Here is a 14,377-nt window from a genome sequence, read left to right on the forward strand (position 1 = left end):
AGCCAACGATGACAGCTTATGATTCCTCTTCTTTTGTATTTGTAACCATTGATAAACATGACATTGCCGCTTTTTTACTAATTGATATTATTTGCGGCACCACTATTTATGTAGCATGTAAACATTATCTTCACAATGAGCTTATTTCCATTGCAAGCAGCGCCCTTTTTCCCATGGTATGCAAGAAGGTTTCTCGACGTTAGATCAGCTTTTTACCGGTACCGGTTCTTTTAATGACAGCCAAGTGCGTTCCTTCTGCTGCTGAATCTCTACGGAGTGATTAAAAAATTTAGAAAGATGCGGCTCAGTGAGCTGGTCTTTCGTTTTCCCAGAAGAAAACACTTCTCCTTGGCGCATACAAAGCGTATGGGTAAAGCACGGCAAAATTTCTTCTACATGGTGAGTAACGTAAATAAGCGTAGGCGCTTTTGGCTGCTCTGCCATTTTTGCAATCAGCTGAAGAAGCTGTTCTCGGGCCATTATATCTAGACCTGTACATGGCTCATCAAGTATTAAAAGCTTTGGTGAGGCCATAAGAGCTCGGGCAATTAGCACTCGCTGGCGCTCTCCTTGAGAAAGTGTTCCGTACGCCTGGTTTTGTAAATCTGCGCAATTTAGCAGCTGCATTAATTCTATGGCTTGGTTCATATCTTTTTGCTCCACTTGTTCATATAAACCAATAGATGCAAATTTGCCGCTTAAAATCAATTCTAAAACCGTATCGTCATCTCGAAACCGCTGCTGAAGCGAAGAACTTACCCACCCGATTTCTTTTCTGAGCTCAGACAGATTTGTTTCTCCAAATTTCCTTGAAAGAACTTCTACTTGGCCTTTTGTAGGCCAGATATATCCGTTGATTATATTTAAAAGCGTCGTTTTTCCGGAACCATTTAACCCGAGCAAACACCAATGTTCCCCTTTTTCCACTAACCACGACACGTTTTTTAAAATTTCTTTTTCTGCTCGTTTTACCGAAACGTTCTTAATGTTGATCATGCTAACACTCCTATACTCTCATTTTTCATTATATATACTATAAAAGAATAATGATTTGTCCCATTTGTTAACTTGCTTTTCGTTTTTCATGCCAATTCTTTCAGCCACTTTAATCGAGGAGGAATTGTCAGGATCTATTAATGATATAATCTTCTGAAATTTCAGCGTATGAAGTCCATAATCTAAGCAAGCTTTTGCTGCTTCACTCGCATAGCCTTTCCCCCAGCAGCTGCGTAAAAATAAATAACCAAGTTCTGGATCTACCTTTCCGTCTACTTTTTGAAGAACCATGCCGCACTGCCCTAGAAACTCTCCTTTCTTTTTATCCTCAGCGATCCACATGCTAATGCCGTACGTTTGATAATGCTGCTTCATCCATTGAATCCAGCAGCGTGTGTCTTGTGCGCTTTTAGTAGAAGAATAATACTTCATTACTTCAGCATCCTCAAAGATTTTCAGTAAATTTCCTGCATCGCTTTCGGCCATGGCTCGCAGCGTCATTCGTTCTGTCTCAATAATCGTATGAATCCTCTCCTTTCCTACATTCCAACATCTACTATCTTTATTATCCGCTACTATTTTCTTTTCGTAAAGTTTTCCTTTTTTTATTTAAATGAACGAGAAAAAACGCACCAAAAAAGGCTGCTACACACAGCCCTTTAATCTGGATCACACGTTTTCCCGTACCGTAATACGTTATATATAGCACGTCCATCACTTGCAGATGTCTCTGTATATTGAATTGGCAGCAGTGAGAAAATAACATAATAGACTGAAAAATAAACAAATTGATAGCAAAATATATCTTCAGGCAGAATATTAGCCATAATTAATCCATTTATTATAAAAATAGTAAGCAAATTAAACAGTACACCACCCGCATACACCACTGCATGAGAAATGCGACTGTCATTCTTAAGATTTTCATATTTACAAAACGAGTCTAAAAAATAGACTGACTTAATTTTAAACTTCCCCATTTTAAGAATCGTTTTCCCTCGCCCAATAGTAAAATCGACCTTCCCTCCGAAAATAATTGCCATGACGGAATGCCCCAGCTGATGAACAAATGATACAAGTGGCAATACAAGACAGAATGACCACACAAACTTTGGAAGATCATTTAACCCAAACACGTTTATCCCTCCTTTTTGTTTCTTCTCTCTACTTTTCCTCCCCGTTTTCACTTAAAACTACATTTAATTTCTTTTTTAAAACTCGTACGAAATAACCAGCACACATACCATATCTTATGACCTAGAAAAACCCCGGTATATGTAGCTTATGAAAAATACATTTTCCGAAAAATAGTTGGCGTAACGTTTTCCTGTTCTTTGAAACGCTTGATAAAGTAGCTTGGATGTTCATACCCTACTTGTCTTGCTATATCTTGTACAGAGATTTGATTGTTTTTAAGCAGCAGTTTCTTTGCTTTTTGAATCCGCACGCGCGTTACGTATTCAAATGGCCGGATGCCAAGAGATTGTTGAAAAAGCAAACACGTATACTGCTCCGTTACGTTGAGCTGCTGCGCCAGTACTTCTAGCGTTAACGGCTGATGATAATATTCCTCGATATAACGAAGGACTGGGTTGAGCTGAGTAATTTGCTGCAGACGACTTTTGCTTTCTATATATACGCTGTCTTGACGAAGTTTTAAAATGACGCTGTATAGTAGTTCGGAGCACTGCATGGTGCTAGAGGTATGATTTTCTTCTAACCGATCCATTAGTTCTTGAAGCATCCTGTAAAGACTTTCAGCATTTGTAAGGACGATTTTTCCCGAATTAATAAATTGAAGAGAAAGCATGATATCATCAATCACACTTCCGTTAAAAGAAACCCAGCATACTTGCCATTCGCTCGTAACGGGATAGTATTCGTGCGGAACGTGCGGCGTCAGAAACATCCCTTCATTTTCTTTTATAATATAAACCTGGTCATTTACACGAAGCTCGCCTCTTCCTTTTGTGCATTGAATCCATTGATAATCAGGAAACTCTCCCTGACGCTTAATATGCGTTTGGTGTCTCCAGCTTCCAGCGCTTGTAACATAGAATGGCAGTTTCATATCTTCATCTGAAAGAGCCGGAAAGTACATACGGTCCACATTACTTCCCCCTTTTTATGTGAATATAGTTATATTATCATGAAAATAATTAGATTGATAAGGTTTTCAGAAAACGTTATCATTTTCATATAAACTAATAACCTAGTACTTTAGAAATGAGGGATCGACGTGTTAAAAACTGGCAAGAAATTTCATTATACAGCACCTGCAAACGGATACCCTGAATGGAATAACAACCCTGAAATTTTTCAATTGAACCGTTCAAAAGCACACGCTTTACTTATGCCTTATCAAACGGTCGAAGAGGCCTTAAAAAATGATAGAAAATCTTCTGTTTACTATCAAAGCTTAAATGGCAGCTGGTATTTTCATTTTGCTGAAAATGCAAATGGCCGCGTCAAAAACTTTTTCGCACCTGAGTTTTCATATGAGAAATGGGACTCTATTTTAGTTCCTTCACACTGGCAGCTGCAAGGATATGACTATCCTCAATATACAAACGTGACATACCCTTGGGTTGAAAGTGAAGAGCTCGAACCTCCTTTTGCACCGACTAAATATAACCCTGTCGGTCAGTACGTCCGTACTTTCACACCTAAATCAGAATGGAAAGATCAGCCGGTGTACGTCAGCTTCCAAGGCGTTGAATCTGCTTTTTACGTATGGGTTAACGGTGAGTTTGTTGGATACAGCGAAGACAGCTTTACTCCAGCTGAATTTGATATAACTTCTTACCTTCACGATGGTGAAAATACGATAGCAGTAGAAGTATATCGCTGGAGTGATGCAAGCTGGCTTGAAGACCAAGATTTTTGGCGAATGAGCGGCATCTTCCGAGATGTATATCTCTATTCTACTCCGCCGGTTCACATCTATGACTTTAGCGTTCGTTCGTCGCTTGATACCAACTACGAAGATGGTGAACTTATCGTTTCAGCTGATATTTTAAATTACTTTGAGCACGATGCTCAAGATCTAACATTTGAAATCATGCTGTATGATGCGAATGGCCAAGAGGTACTACAAGCTCCCCTGCAAACAAATTTAAGTGTGAGCGATCAACGTACAGTCTCATTGCGTACACACATTAAAAGCCCTGCAAAATGGAGCGCGGAAAGCCCTAATTTGTACACGCTTGTACTCAGCTTAAAGAATTCTGCTGGTTCTATTATTGAAACAGAAAGCTGTAAAGTCGGCTTCCGTACGTTTGAACTAAAGAACGGTCTTATGACAATCAACGGCCAGCGTATTGTACTTCGAGGAGTGAATCGCCACGAATTTGATTCAGTAAAAGGTCGGGCAGGCATCACGCGTGAAGACATGCTTCACGACATTTTGCTGATGAAACAGCATAATATTAACGCGGTGCGTACATCCCATTATCCTAACGATTCAGTATGGTATGAACTATGTAATGAATACGGTCTATACGTTATTGATGAAACCAATTTAGAAACGCACGGAACGTGGACTTATTTACAAGAAGGTGAGCAAAAAGCCATTCCAGGAAGCAAGCCAGAATGGAAAGAAAACGTATTGGATCGCTGTCGTTCTATGTACGAACGTGACAAAAACCACCCTTCTATCATTATTTGGTCGCTTGGAAACGAATCATTTGGCGGAGAAAACTTTCAGCATATGTATACCTTTTTTAAAGAAAAAGATTCCACGAGACTTGTTCATTACGAAGGAATCTTCCATCATCGCGACTATGATGCTTCAGATATAGAAAGCACGATGTACGTTAAGCCAGCAGATGTAGAGCGCTATGCATTAATGAATCCGAAAAAACCTTACATCTTATGTGAATACAGTCATGCAATGGGCAATTCATGCGGAAATCTGTACAAATACTGGGAGCTGTTCGATCAATATCCAATCTTGCAAGGCGGTTTTATATGGGACTGGAAAGATCAAGCTCTTCAAACAACAGCTGAAGACGGTACTTCTTACTTAGTTTACGGCGGAGATTTTGGTGATACGCCAAACGATGGCAACTTCTGCGGAAACGGCTTAATCTTTGCTGATGGAACAGCTAGCCCCAAAATTGCAGAAGTAAAAAAATGCTATCAGCCTGTAAAGTGGACAGCAATCGACGCTTCTAAAGGAAAATTTGCCGTTCAAAACAAACACTTGTTTACAAACTTGAACGCCTATGATTTTGTTTGGACTGTTGAAAAAAACGGTGAACTCGTTGAAAAACATGCGGCTCTTTTAAATGTAGCTCCTGATAATACAGACGAACTGACGCTTTCTTATCCTCTTTATGAGCAAGAAAATGAAACTGATGAATTTGTTTTAACTCTTTCTCTCAGATTGTCCAAAGATACAGCTTGGGCTTCAGCTGGATATGAAGTGGCGTACGAACAGTTTGTACTGCCTGCTAAAACCGCTGTACCTTCAGTAAAAGCTGCTCATCCTGCTTTAACCGTTGACCAAAATGAACAAACGCTTACGGTTACCGGATCTAACTTCACGGCTATTTTTGATAAGCGAAAAGGACAGTTTATTTCTTACAACTATGAGCGCACCGAGCTGCTTGCGTCGGGTTTCCGTCCGAATTTCTGGCGTGCAGTAACCGATAATGACCTCGGAAATAAACTGCATGAAAGATGTCAAACGTGGCGTCAAGCAAGCTTAGAGCAACAAGTGAAAAAAGTAACCGTTCAGCCGCAAATTGACTTTGTTATCATTTCGGTTGAACTAGCTTTAGACAACTCTCTTGCTTCTTGCTATGTAACTTATACGCTATATAACGATGGTGAAATGAAGATTGAACAATCTTTAGCACCTTCTGAGACAATGCCTGAAATTCCTGAAATCGGCATGCTGTTTACGATGGACGAGGCTTTTGATTCTTTAACATGGTACGGAAGAGGCCCTCATGAAAATTATTGGGACCGTAAAACTGGCGCTAAGCTTGGCCTTCATAAAGGCAGTGTAAAAGAGCAAGTCACACCGTATTTACGCCCTCAAGAATGCGGAAACAAAACGGACGTTCGATGGGCCACTATTACAAACGATCAAGGACGCGGCTTTTTGATAAAAGGTTTGCCAACAGTCGAGCTGAATGCTTTATCTTACTCACCTTTTGAACTGGAGGCTTACGATCATTTTTACAAATTGCCGTCAAGCGATTCAGTAACCGTACGGGTTAATTACAAGCAAATGGGCGTTGGCGGAGACGACAGCTGGGGAGCTAAAACACATCCTGATTACACCCTATATGCTAACCGCTCGTATACAAACACGTTTACGTTAAAACCTCTATAAAAATAAAAAGGACTTTCATTTGAAAGTCCTTTTTACTTATGATGTCACCTCTGGCTTTCGCTGAGAAAGTAAAAATACCGTAGCGATAATAAGAATCGTACCTAACCATTCCGTCCACCCAAACGTCACATGAAGCCATAGAACAGAGAGCGCCGCTGCTGATAAAGGCTCTGCTGAAGCAAGAACAATGGCTTCAGAAGCGCTAATATGCTTCAAACTTTCCAAATAGCAATAAAATGCAATGAGCGTTCCGAAGATGATTACAAATAACACCGCACACAGCGACAATAGCGACCACTCACCTGCTATATGCCACGGCGGGTGAATAAACGAAAAACTTGCACCGCCTATCACCATTCCCCAGCCTACTACTTCAATTGAGCTCCATTTCGCAAGAAGACGCTTAGGCTGAAGCGTATAAAAAGCAGACGTCACAGCTGCCCCAATTCCCCAAAACAACGCCCATCCTGTAATAGACAGCTCGTTAAAATTCCCGCTTGTTGCAAGAAAAAAGGTCCCCGTTATGACGAGCGCAACAGAAATCATTTCTACTTTCACCGGCCACTTTCTTGCTTGCACAGCTAAATAGCCAATAATAAATATTGGCGACGTATATTGAAGCACTGTAGCTGTAGCAGCGTTTCCTGCTTCAATAGCTGCAAAATATGTATACTGCACGCCGAGCATACCGATTACACCAAACAAAAGCAGCGAAGTCCTCTCTTCTTTTGTTTTCCAAATTGCAAAAATATTGCGCTGCTTAGAGGCTATTGCCAAAAGCAGCAATCCGGATACTAACATACGAACGACAACCAGCCACTCTGCGTTAAAACTTTTATGCTGAAATAAATATTGAGCCACCGTGCCAGATACTCCCCACATTGTGGCACCAATGATTACAAGCAGTAGCCCCCATGCTCTTCTAGATGACGTTTGAACTCCTTCCACTTGCCATTCCTTCTCTCTTTTTCATATATATTTAACTTACCTCGCTCCTCTTTAACGGTCAATAGCAAAAAAAGTCGAAGCAATATGCTTCGACTTTTTTAAATGCTTTTATGAAGTAATTTCTTGAGTAAAGGAAATAGCACATCGGGAAGTTCTTCGATGTTTGGTACTAGAATACTATATTTCCCGTACATATTTTGAATGGTTTTCTTTTGTCCTTCATCAATTTCCCCGTTGGATAAAAAGACGTTGATGACTTCAATTCCGTGCTTGCGTGCTTCTAATACCGCTTCGTGCGTATCTACAATACCATTTTGTTCATATCCCATAGCGGCTGGTTCACCGTCTGAAAACACAAGTAAAAACTTCTGCTGTTCAGAACGCTGAAGCAAGCGGCGTGTCATATGGCGAATGGCAAATCCATCACGGTTGTCTTCTTCAGGCTCAAGCTGCATAATTTCAGGACCGCTTTTGCGCTTTAACGATGCTTGAAAGTCCATAACTGTCTGCAAGTAGTTAGGCTGGCTCGTTTCGGTGGCATCATTTGTATCTTCCCAAAACCCTACAATTTGATGAGGCACCATAACGGATTTTAACGCTTCATGAAATAGCGTAATCCCAAGCTTCGTTTCATCCATTTTGTCGTACATTGATGCGGAACAGTCAACTAAAAGAGAAAAGACGGCATCAATTTGCGCAGAATCTTGATCTTTTTTATAAAACAAACGAGGATTGTCATCTGTCCATAGTTTTAGAAGCTTTTTATTTAATCGGCCAAAGTGCAGCTCGCTTCTAGGAAGCGTTTTTTTATGTTCAAGCGTTTTTTCAATCATTTGCTTTAATTTCTTTTGATACGATGCAATGATTTTTTTATTCTCATCATACTGAACAACGTGATCGTCGTTCGGAAGTTTAGAATCTACAAAAACAGCATAGGCATGCTTATTTTCTTTCCCATACTCATAATCCGCTTCCCCGTCTTTTTCCGGGTGCGTTTGCTCCATGGCTTCGATTTGAGAATAATCGTTGCGCGATGTTTTTTGAGAAGACCCTTGCACCATGCCCATTGCTTGATCTCCATCGTCGCCTTCACGAACACCATCGCCTAGCATGTCTGTTTTTGAGCCTTGATCCATATCAAACTGTAGAAAACTTTGCGTCGCTTCGCTTGTCTCTCGATGCCACATTTCCATTTTCTCTTCGTGAATGTCTTCATCTCCGTCTTTTTCATGCTCTAAAATATCATCGTTCACTAATGAATCTTTGCGCTTTAAATCTTCAAATGTTAACCCTTCTTCTAACTGATCATACTGAAGTTCAGCCAAGAAGAAATAAGTATTAAGCATATCTTTTTCAATAATATCATCAAAAACATCTACAAGTTCAAGACAGATGCGCGATACATCTTTTGTTGTTTTAGCTTCATATACGTTTGTTAGCTGTCTGCGAATAAAAGGCATCGCTAAATTAATCGATTCACTCATTGAAGGAATTTCTTCAAATGGATTTTCGGCCGTCAATAGCAAGTAGATGCCGTTAAAAAGTGCATCCGTATACACGCTTTTTGTTAAATTTGCGCTCATTTGTGTAGCAAAATATTTTCTGTAGAGCTGTCTTCTGACGGCGAAGGCTTTTTTCGTTCCAGGGCGTTCGCGTTTGCATACTTCTTCTAAACGAATATCTTCAAACAGCATAAACAGCTGCTTAGCTAAGCTAGGTACCGAGGTTTTATTTATTTTCTTTAAATATGCATTAATTTCTTTGAAGTTTGAATGCTTATAGCTTCCAATACTTCTTAAAAATACATCACTTTTTAAGCCGTACACTTTGTCTTCTTCTGGACGGTTATCCCAAAAGTGACTGAGATAAATAATGCCGTGTACAGGATCATAATAAGAAGAAACGCGATACTCTACTTCAATTTCATCATTTTTTGTTAATGTTTTCGTTAAATCCGCCAGCTCCATATAGAGAAAGGAATCTACATTTTTGTCGTTAAATTTAATAAATCGCATAGCGCCACTCCTTACTCAAATAATGTTTCAGCAATATTTTGAATGGCGGCTTTTTCCCTTTCATCTTCTAGCTTTTCAATAATACCGCGTCTAATCGCGCGAAGAGGCGGCATATAAAGAGCTAAATCACACGTATCAATAAGCGCACGAATAGACGCAGCTTCTTCTGATACATGGCCGCTTTGAACTTGAGTAATTAAATCTGCAGAGAGCGTGACAAATTTATCAATTAATTTTTCGTCTTTTAACTGAGACTGAGACATCAGAACTTGCTTTAAGCTGCCTCCTTGAATATACGGCACTTCAATAACAACAAAACGATTTTTTAACGCTTCGTTTAATGGAACGGTACCAACATATCCCTCATTAATAGCTGCTACTACGCCGAACGTTTGCTGACCGCGTACTACATCTCCAGTAAATGGGTTCGTAATCATTTTTCGATAATCAAGAACGCCGTTTAAAATAGGAAGTGTTTCAGGTTTAGCCATGTTAATTTCATCAATATATAGTAAATGGCCTTTTTTCATTGCCTGAATAACAGGTCCTTCCACAAACTCAATACCTGTTTTCCCTTCTTGTTCAGCAATTGTTTTAAAACCAAGCAGCGCTTCTGCATCTAAGTCAACCGAGCAGTTAACGCTATGCATCGGCTGAGAAAATAAATGCGACAGTGTTTCAGCAAGCTTTGTTTTACCTGAACCTGTGGGCCCTTTCAAAAGTACGTTTTTCCCTAGTGACAAAGCAATAATGGCATCTTCTAAAATATCTGCTTCTTCTGCTGTATAGCCGCCTTTTCCAATTAATAGCTGATCAGCATCGGACAAATTTTCATATTTACGATTCGCTAAAAGCGAAAGAACCTCTTGTGGTAATGATAATTGTGATAGTTGAATTGACATAACAAAAATCCTTTCTTTCTGCATACTTTCTATAGTTTACTAAAAAACATTCTTCTTCTCAAAGAATTGCTTTACCTACGCTTTTCTCTAAGGTTTCCGATAGAAAAATCGCGGTCTTTAAACATATATTCAGTAAAAAAAAGTAGGTTATTCACCTACTTTTTTACGATTTTATAGTTTTTATGATTAACAACTGTTTTCATGGATTCGCCCGTTTCAGCATCTTTCCCAAAATCTACGATAACCGAATTGTCTCGCACTACCATAACAATTCCTTTAAATCCTTTATAGTCACCTTTTTTTGGCTGAATCGTATCGCCAACTTTAGCTGCTTTGACTTTAGGTGCTTGTTCCTCTGTACCTTGTGTATTTTCTACGTCCATCATGACCCCACCTTTTCCAATTTACCGTGTTTTTTATAAGTGAAAACACAATTTAATTTACTTTTTGTTGAAAATACTTAGTTTATTTTCCCACAAACATCTATGGTTAAACACCATGTGTTTGTCCATTTTTACTTTGCAAACAAACGCTGTATTTTTTATTATGTATGTAGCTGTTTTTTGTAAGAGCACATCCTCGTTCTATCATAACATTTTCTGTTTCCTTCGAACACCAATTACCCTTTAGTTTTTTAAAAAAATGACAAATTACACGGAATTATGTCGAATTTCATATGATTTTCTTTTTAGTATGATAAGCTATATATCGTATTTTAAGCATCTTTTATCTATTACATACGATTTTTGATAAAAAAACCGAAACTTTTATCCACAAATTGCGTTGATTAAATGAAAGGGGGAGAAAATGGCACAACAGCATAACTTTGAACACATTTATAAACAGCACATGCATGATTTGCTGCGCTATCTTCTCTCTCTTACTCGCAGAAAAGAATCAGCGGAAGATTTAATGCAGGAGACCTTTTACCGGGCACTTTTACACTTAGAAACATATAAAGGCGAGGAAGTGAAGCCTTGGCTGTTCAAAATTGCTTATCACGCCTTTATTGACTGGTATCGAAAAGAAAAAAAACGCCCTACTGTCGAAATAGAAGAATGGCACTTTACTCCTCAGCCAAGTGCTGAAGAACAAGTGATGATTCAAAGTGAAATCGACGGCTGGCTTTCTGATGTATCTGCTTTGCCTCCGGCTAAGCAGAATATTGTACTGTTACGAGATTATCACGGCTTCACATATGAAGAGATTGCAGAAATGACTGGCTATACTCTGTCAAAAGTGAAAATGGACTTGTATCGTGGTCGTCAACAATTGAAAAAAAGAAAGGAAGAGGACGGATGAGCTGTCAAGATATGAAGCATCAATGGGAAAAATATAAAAACGGCACTTTGACAGACAAAGAAGCAGAAACACTTGAAGAACATACGGAAAATTGTGAAGCATGCTCAGCTCATTTGGAGCACTTGCTAACCGAAGATGAACCGTTACCGCCAACTTCACCAGCTACTTCACTAAGTGACGATACGATGTTGGATAATAAAAAAGTTAAAAAGTCCATTTATATCGCCAAATGGAAGCAGCGCCTTTCAAATGTGACAACTGTCATTGGCTCTGTCGTTCTGCTATGGATAATCGGCAGCTTTTTATCTATTGTATATTATCATCAATCAAAAACCGAATACATAAACAGCGTGAATCAAGCGGCTATCGAATCTGCTTTTCCGAACGTTCATATACGTGAAACCACTTCTGATACACAGTCCTTTTTCCGCATGCAGTCGCAAATGGAAGCTTATAAGCAAATTGGACGTGAAGAGCAGGCCATTGGGACGTTTACATTTCATCAGCTGTTTGATAAAACAAGCGGTGTAGAAAAAGAATTTTCCGGCGGCAAATACGATCTTAACCTTTCTTTTGTCTATCCGGATCCAAAAAAATTAAAGCTACATGCAAAAGAGTATAAGGAATGGACGAATGAAACATGGAAAGCATTAGAAAATCTACCAAAAGGAACGGTAAGCGAAGTGGCTATTTCTTTTGATGATACGTATTCGCTAAAAGAAGTTCAGCAAAAAATGAGCGCCATCGACAGCCGTGATTTTTCTACCTCTTGGTACGCGCTTAATACAGGGCACGAACAAAAAACAAGTACAAAAGACGAGCCATTAATTGACTTAACATCAACATTTGGCTTTCCAGAGTTTCTAGACTTACCTTACGATCACAAAGGAAATCAAACCCACTCTACTAGCAAGTCGAACGTTTTAAATATGATGAAACTATTAGCCGATAATGAAGAAACGGTCCAAAAAGTTCGCCAGCTAGACCATTCCGATCTGTTGCTAAAGCAGCGATATTCTTATGTAAAAAAACACGGCGTCGGTGTGTACGGCGTTGTGATTACAGGGCCTACAAAAAAACTGCTGAAATTAAAAAATGATCCGTCGATCACATATGCGTCACTTGGAGATGTAGAGCTATGGAATTGGTTCAGTCGTCCCTCGTCAGGTACGTTAATGAATCAGTAGAGGCCGAGACAAAAGTATAGCAGTGGAAGAAAAATCCGAACGATGAATCAAGACTCCTGATGGAGAATCAAATTCGTTCGGATTTTTTTATGAGTAGAGTGAATGTAGGTTTCATATATGCAGTGATTTTGTTATGTCCCGGCCTCTTTTTATTCATTCGTTAATTGTTCAAACCTTTTTACCGCTTCGCTTTTATCAAATGAACTAAACCATCGATAGTCTTGGTCATCTAAAATGCGATAGTGCTGACTAATCATATTTTGCTGCAGACGAAAAGAGCCTTCTTTTTGAATTTCTTTCCACCATACTCTTCCTCCGAGCGTTTTATCTTTTGGAGAAGATACGCCGTTATGAGCAATGATTTCTACTACTTCTAAAGGAACGTCTCCTAAAACCGATTGAAGGATTTCACTGTCACCAAACAAACCGCATACTGCAACAGTGGTCGTCCACCCTGCTTCCGTGCGCCCTTTTTCAATTTGAACCAATGTTTTTTTGGAAATACCAATGACTTCAGCCATTCTGTCTTGTGAATAGTTTCTTTCTAAACGAATTAATCGTATTTTATCCGATACTGATTTAATTACTTCTTGTTTATTCATTTTCACAGCCCTTTCTTTCTATACACGTACATTTCTTTAGTGTAATATTACACCTAATTAAAGAAGAGTTTCAAGCGTTTCCCTTCGTCACAAGACGGGGAAATATACTGAAATGGTTTTTGTACACCAAAACAATTAAAAGGAGTTGAGAATATGTATATCATTGTATGGGCTGTGCTTGTACTATACGCCTTTCTGCTAGCTCCGGGAGCAAGCGCCTCTGATGATTTACTGTTTAAAAAACTTATCACAGGAAATTTTCAACAGGTAGATCCGCTCGTGGTTATGGTATTCTCTTTTTTGGGACTTTTCCCAATATTGTTTATGGTAATGATCTGTAAAAAAGATACATACAAACTGCCTGGATGGCCATTTTCTCTTCTATCATTTGGGGTTGGAGCTTTTTCTCTTTTGTTCTATTATCATTGGAAAGGACAAAAAGTTCGAAAACATTCGCGTATTCCTTCACGTTTCATTACTATCATTTCTTCTCGTCTATGGATTGGACTATGCTTAGCGCTCACGATTGCAGGTTACGTATACGGACTATCCATAGGTTCAATAAAAGCTTATGGAGAAGCTTTTATGCAGTCACAGCTTGTTAGCGTGATGACCGCTGATTTTTTTGTTTTAACGTGGCTTTCTTACTCCGTTATGACAAAAGAAAGGATAGCATCCCGGCCTTACCTTCTTTTATGTTTCATTCCAGTTGCCGGCCCTTTTCTTATTTTGTTACTGCTTCCCCGCCAAGATGTTAGAGAAGAAAAACTTTAAATAAAAGTCTTGCGTTCCATTCATTATTCCGTTATAATAATTTCTTGTACGATGAAAGTTGATTAATTAGAAAACATTTATATATCGGCATCTTATTTACATTTGTTATACATACCTGCGCTGTGCGTATACTCATGTTGTCTTAAACCTTTGAGTGTTAAAAGGGAGCTCAAAATTTAGCTGCAGATAGCACGCCCTTCTTGGGACGCTAAACCCGGCTATGAGGGCACCCACCTAGTAGATCTGGGTATTTAAGACACTTAGGGTTACGGCAGTGCGGGCTTATTTTTTAGTTAGCTGTAGCTAG

At 39.2% G+C, this 14,377-nt stretch carries 14 protein-coding genes and 1 other RNA gene; 6 read left to right on the plus strand and 9 right to left on the minus strand.

Annotated elements, in window-relative coordinates; translation table 11 throughout:
- Nucleotides 1–8: 8 nt before the first annotated feature.
- On the plus strand, nt 9–203 hold the full coding sequence (locus AC1D0Y_RS12885) for a hypothetical protein (protein ID WP_176584742.1): 195 nt from the start codon (nt 9–11) through the stop codon (nt 201–203).
- Between the two features lies 1 nt (nt 204).
- Here AC1D0Y_RS12885 and AC1D0Y_RS12890 read toward each other — a convergent pair whose 3' ends face one another.
- From AC1D0Y_RS12890 to AC1D0Y_RS12905, 4 genes are all read right to left on the minus strand, one after another.
- Nucleotides 205–996 (minus strand): ABC transporter ATP-binding protein, encoded by a 792-nt coding sequence (locus tag AC1D0Y_RS12890; RefSeq protein WP_217598811.1) that lies wholly within the window; start codon nt 994–996, stop codon nt 205–207.
- An 18-nt stretch (nt 997–1,014) separates the two neighbouring features.
- Nucleotides 1,015–1,497 (minus strand): GNAT family N-acetyltransferase, encoded by a 483-nt coding sequence (locus tag AC1D0Y_RS12895; protein WP_098432718.1) that lies wholly within the window; start codon nt 1,495–1,497, stop codon nt 1,015–1,017.
- A 158-nt stretch (nt 1,498–1,655) separates the two neighbouring features.
- Nucleotides 1,656–2,132: a site-2 protease family protein gene (locus AC1D0Y_RS12900; protein WP_028408675.1), complete on the minus strand. Its 477-nt coding sequence runs from the start codon at nt 2,130–2,132 to the stop codon at nt 1,656–1,658.
- 146 nt (nt 2,133–2,278) lie between these two features.
- Nucleotides 2,279–3,097, minus strand: coding sequence for an AraC family transcriptional regulator (locus AC1D0Y_RS12905; RefSeq protein ID WP_251626299.1), 819 nt, complete (start codon nt 3,095–3,097; stop codon nt 2,279–2,281).
- 138 nt (nt 3,098–3,235) lie between these two features.
- Here AC1D0Y_RS12905 and lacZ point away from each other — a divergent pair, with 138 nt between their 5' ends.
- Nucleotides 3,236–6,340, plus strand: coding sequence for a beta-galactosidase, LacZ type (gene lacZ, locus AC1D0Y_RS12910; RefSeq protein WP_477707678.1), 3,105 nt, complete (start codon nt 3,236–3,238; stop codon nt 6,338–6,340).
- A gap of 36 nt (nt 6,341–6,376) precedes the next feature.
- On the opposite strand, the gene AC1D0Y_RS12915 is transcribed toward lacZ, so the two are convergent.
- From AC1D0Y_RS12915 to AC1D0Y_RS12930, 4 genes are all read right to left on the minus strand, one after another.
- Nucleotides 6,377–7,288, minus strand: coding sequence for an EamA family transporter (locus tag AC1D0Y_RS12915; RefSeq protein ID WP_060745747.1), 912 nt, complete (start codon nt 7,286–7,288; stop codon nt 6,377–6,379).
- A gap of 98 nt (nt 7,289–7,386) precedes the next feature.
- Nucleotides 7,387–9,303 (minus strand): vWA domain-containing protein, encoded by a 1,917-nt coding sequence (locus AC1D0Y_RS12920; RefSeq protein ID WP_060745748.1) that lies wholly within the window; start codon nt 9,301–9,303, stop codon nt 7,387–7,389.
- An 11-nt stretch (nt 9,304–9,314) separates the two neighbouring features.
- Nucleotides 9,315–10,229, minus strand: a complete 915-nt coding sequence (locus AC1D0Y_RS12925; protein ID WP_043982189.1) for an AAA family ATPase — start codon at nt 10,227–10,229, stop codon at nt 9,315–9,317.
- Nucleotides 10,230–10,360: 131 nt separating this feature from the next.
- On the minus strand, nt 10,361–10,591 hold the full coding sequence (locus tag AC1D0Y_RS12930) for a YkvS family protein (RefSeq protein WP_013056869.1): 231 nt from the start codon (nt 10,589–10,591) through the stop codon (nt 10,361–10,363).
- Nucleotides 10,592–11,012: 421 nt separating this feature from the next.
- Here AC1D0Y_RS12930 and AC1D0Y_RS12935 point away from each other — a divergent pair, with 421 nt between their 5' ends.
- Nucleotides 11,013–11,507: an RNA polymerase sigma factor gene (locus AC1D0Y_RS12935; RefSeq protein ID WP_016763958.1), complete on the plus strand. Its 495-nt coding sequence runs from the start codon at nt 11,013–11,015 to the stop codon at nt 11,505–11,507.
- Nucleotides 11,504–12,694, plus strand: coding sequence for an anti-sigma factor (locus tag AC1D0Y_RS12940; RefSeq protein WP_060745750.1), 1,191 nt, complete (start codon nt 11,504–11,506; stop codon nt 12,692–12,694). The genes AC1D0Y_RS12935 and AC1D0Y_RS12940 overlap by 4 nt, the downstream gene beginning before the upstream one ends.
- Nucleotides 12,695–12,843: 149 nt before the next feature.
- On the opposite strand, the gene AC1D0Y_RS12945 is transcribed toward AC1D0Y_RS12940, so the two are convergent.
- Nucleotides 12,844–13,296, minus strand: coding sequence for a helix-turn-helix transcriptional regulator (locus tag AC1D0Y_RS12945; RefSeq protein WP_028408681.1), 453 nt, complete (start codon nt 13,294–13,296; stop codon nt 12,844–12,846).
- Between the two features lie 153 nt (nt 13,297–13,449).
- Between AC1D0Y_RS12945 and AC1D0Y_RS12950 the strand changes: the two genes are divergently transcribed.
- Both AC1D0Y_RS12950 and ssrS read left to right on the plus strand, forming a co-directional pair.
- Complete coding sequence (locus AC1D0Y_RS12950; RefSeq protein ID WP_028408682.1) at nt 13,450–14,070, plus strand: hypothetical protein; 621 nt, start codon at nt 13,450–13,452, stop codon at nt 14,068–14,070.
- A gap of 109 nt (nt 14,071–14,179) precedes the next feature.
- A non-coding RNA gene (gene ssrS, locus AC1D0Y_RS12955) (6S RNA) lies at nt 14,180–14,357 on the plus strand.
- Nucleotides 14,358–14,377: the final 20 nt, after the last annotated feature.

Source organism: Priestia sp. P1_B12_1, assembly GCF_056406695.1.

What these genes read in the sequence shown, in the direction of transcription:
- AC1D0Y_RS12940 (WP_060745750.1), top strand. Translation starts at nt 11,504, where the DNA reads ATGAGCTGTCAAGATATGAAGCATCAATGGGAAAAATATAAAAACGGC.
- AC1D0Y_RS12895 (WP_098432718.1), bottom strand. Translation starts at nt 1,497, where the DNA reads ATGACGCTGCGAGCCATGGCCGAAAGCGATGCAGGAAATTTACTGAAA.
- AC1D0Y_RS12935 (WP_016763958.1), top strand. Translation starts at nt 11,013, where the DNA reads ATGGCACAACAGCATAACTTTGAACACATTTATAAACAGCACATGCAT.
- AC1D0Y_RS12925 (WP_043982189.1), bottom strand. Translation starts at nt 10,229, where the DNA reads ATGCAGAAAGAAAGGATTTTTGTTATGTCAATTCAACTATCACAATTA.
- AC1D0Y_RS12885 (WP_176584742.1), top strand. Translation starts at nt 9, where the DNA reads ATGACAGCTTATGATTCCTCTTCTTTTGTATTTGTAACCATTGATAAA.
- AC1D0Y_RS12950 (WP_028408682.1), top strand. Translation starts at nt 13,450, where the DNA reads ATGTATATCATTGTATGGGCTGTGCTTGTACTATACGCCTTTCTGCTA.
- AC1D0Y_RS12905 (WP_251626299.1), bottom strand. Translation starts at nt 3,097, where the DNA reads ATGTACTTTCCGGCTCTTTCAGATGAAGATATGAAACTGCCATTCTAT.
- AC1D0Y_RS12890 (WP_217598811.1), bottom strand. Translation starts at nt 996, where the DNA reads ATGATCAACATTAAGAACGTTTCGGTAAAACGAGCAGAAAAAGAAATT.
- AC1D0Y_RS12945 (WP_028408681.1), bottom strand. Translation starts at nt 13,296, where the DNA reads ATGAATAAACAAGAAGTAATTAAATCAGTATCGGATAAAATACGATTA.
- AC1D0Y_RS12920 (WP_060745748.1), bottom strand. Translation starts at nt 9,303, where the DNA reads ATGCGATTTATTAAATTTAACGACAAAAATGTAGATTCCTTTCTCTAT.
- AC1D0Y_RS12930 (WP_013056869.1), bottom strand. Translation starts at nt 10,591, where the DNA reads ATGATGGACGTAGAAAATACACAAGGTACAGAGGAACAAGCACCTAAA.